Source organism: Bacteroides cellulosilyticus DSM 14838 (genome assembly GCF_000158035.1).
GTDB classification, from domain to species: domain Bacteria; phylum Bacteroidota; class Bacteroidia; order Bacteroidales; family Bacteroidaceae; genus Bacteroides; species Bacteroides cellulosilyticus.
On sequence record NZ_EQ973490.1, the window covers coordinates 1 to 2355 of the forward strand.

Sequence of the window (2355 nt, forward strand, 5' to 3'; positions counted from 1 at the left end):
TCGGAACAAAACATACAGGAGCTTCAGCTAAAACAGCTTCTATCTGAGACTTTGTCGGACTACCAAGCACTTCCCCGCCCCATTCAATGCTAATTTCCACTTTTTCATCCGAAGAAGCAGGGACAACGACGGAAAGTATCGGACGGCTGATGGAGTTCTCTACCAATGTCCATGTTGCAGGCTTGCCATTGACTGTAAGCTTCGCCACTTCCGAGCGCTGAGCCGGAAACTGAAGTTCCAATGTACGTACCGCAGGTAATCGGTGGATAATTGCATAGGATGTTGCAGTTTCATTAGTATGCTTAAAGTCAAAATCAATATCCGGAGTATGCAGAGATGCAAAAGGCCAGGAGGAGGGTAAGCCGGGTTTCACCAGCAGGCGTCCGTTCATGGCATCAGGAAGGATACCATAGAGTCCTTGTATCAATACACGGGAAGCTACACCTATAGGATCCCCGAAATCACGGTAACACTCTCCACGAGCAGCATCATAAAAACTGATTTGCCCGAAGTTACCGGGGCTTTCACCCAGATACATGCCATCGAGGACAGAACTCTTGAGCAGATGAAAACCTGCATCCGCACGTCCTGCCTGGAAATAAGCAAGAGCAGTATGCATCACTTCGGCAAAAGCAACATTGTTGATACTCCAGGAATAAGGCAACCAGTTCGTAGTGGAGATAGTAGCATAACCTTCATCTTTCAAACCATCGCCACAAACGGGGATATGCGGTATTTCGCGATCCACATAACTGGTGGCAAGATAAGCTTGGAAAGGATCAGCGATGTTGCTATCCAATGCATGATAAATAGTCCATACACCAGGACTGGTATGCAAACGTTTATGCCCCATGAAATCCTGAAACTCAGCCCAATGTCCACGTTCGGGCATCCAAAGGCGGGCATTCAGAGCTTTCAGTATTCTGTCAGCTTCTTCACGATAGGGTGCAGGGTCTTCTCCAATCTTCTCGGCAATCATAGCTGCGAGGCGATTGGAACGATAGTTATAGGCAGAAGAATGAGTGACCGCACCACTATTATAATAAAGGGCATCACTTGCCCAGATGCAGGCATAGGCATCATAAAGTCCGTCATTATCGGGATCATAGTTTCGTTTTTCCCAAGCAAGGTGACGGGTCAGGACAGGCCACATACGGCGGGCGTATTCCAAATCACCGGTCCAGTTGAAATGCCACAAGAGTTCATCAATATAACAAAGATTCATGTCATAATGATGCATCTGATCGTTCCGACGGGGGTTACGGCAGATATAACCGTTACTATATTGGGGTGTTCCCCACTTCTTTTCGGAACGTGCCAAAGCAAGAGTTGAATCCTGTGCAGGGTGTGGAATCGTGTTCGGCACTTCTGTCACCTGACTGGCGGCATAAGCATTGAAGTGCGTACGGGCACGGTCGTGCCAACCTAAGGCATCACCGGTATAAGCAGCACGCCAGCCACTGAGAGGCATACGCCAGCCAATAGCACCATGCAACCAGACTTCACCATCCCAGATGCCATCGGCAGCTACGGCAAGGGCACCACCCAGAGTATTAAAGTATGGATCGGGAGTTATGATCCTGATACGTGAGGCAAGATCGGCACGGGCTTGTTCAGACTTATTATAAAGGGCAATGCCTTCTTCCTGTGAAGGTACTACCAAGGAATAGTCACGTACAAGTACATAAACATCCTGCCGGTCGAAAAGGGAGATACCCAATGATTGTAATTGTTGAGGTTGCTCGGGTGCATCAAAACAACCGGGAGGATCGGCCCCCATATCACCGTTACGACTCAATCTGTTCAGGCGGATTTCACTCAACATAGGGCGCAAAACCGCGCCTACAGGCATATTTACGGGGGTAATCTTCCAAATGGCAGCATCCTCATCCGGCAAAGCAAGAGCAGAGATTTGCAGCTCAGCATCTGTTCCCCAGGAGGGGTGCTTCAGATGATAGGAACGCCGTCCGGGAGTGTAACGAGACTCACACCAAGCGGTTTCTTCCAATGGAGTCACTGAACTATCAGCCAGTACGAGATGGAAATGTATATTCTTACTGTTGCGCTTTTCGTAGACAGCAAAAATAGGACGGTCACTCGTTTCCAGGCGGAAAGCGGTATGGCTGCCATAAAGGGCACGAGTATAGCGGTTCTTTCCATTGACACTTACAAAATCTTCACCGTCCGGGTGATATTGCAGGGTACGGGCAGCACCCCGCTTATGATCATTGTAAGAGGTGGATTCGATGCGGTCGCCGGCACTTTGCGGTTTATTACCGGTGGTATATTGCGCATAGGCGAAAGCAGGCAACAAAGAGATGAGGATATAAAAAAATAGTTGTTTCATTACTTTTC

At 48.5% G+C, this 2355-nt stretch carries 1 protein-coding gene; it reads right to left on the reverse strand.

Annotated elements, in window-relative coordinates:
- Positions 1 to 2347 (reverse strand): DUF4450 domain-containing protein (locus tag BACCELL_RS05130; protein ID WP_157133883.1); only part of this gene is annotated, 2347 nt, incomplete at its 3' end.
- Between the last annotated feature and the right edge of the window lie 8 nt (positions 2348 to 2355).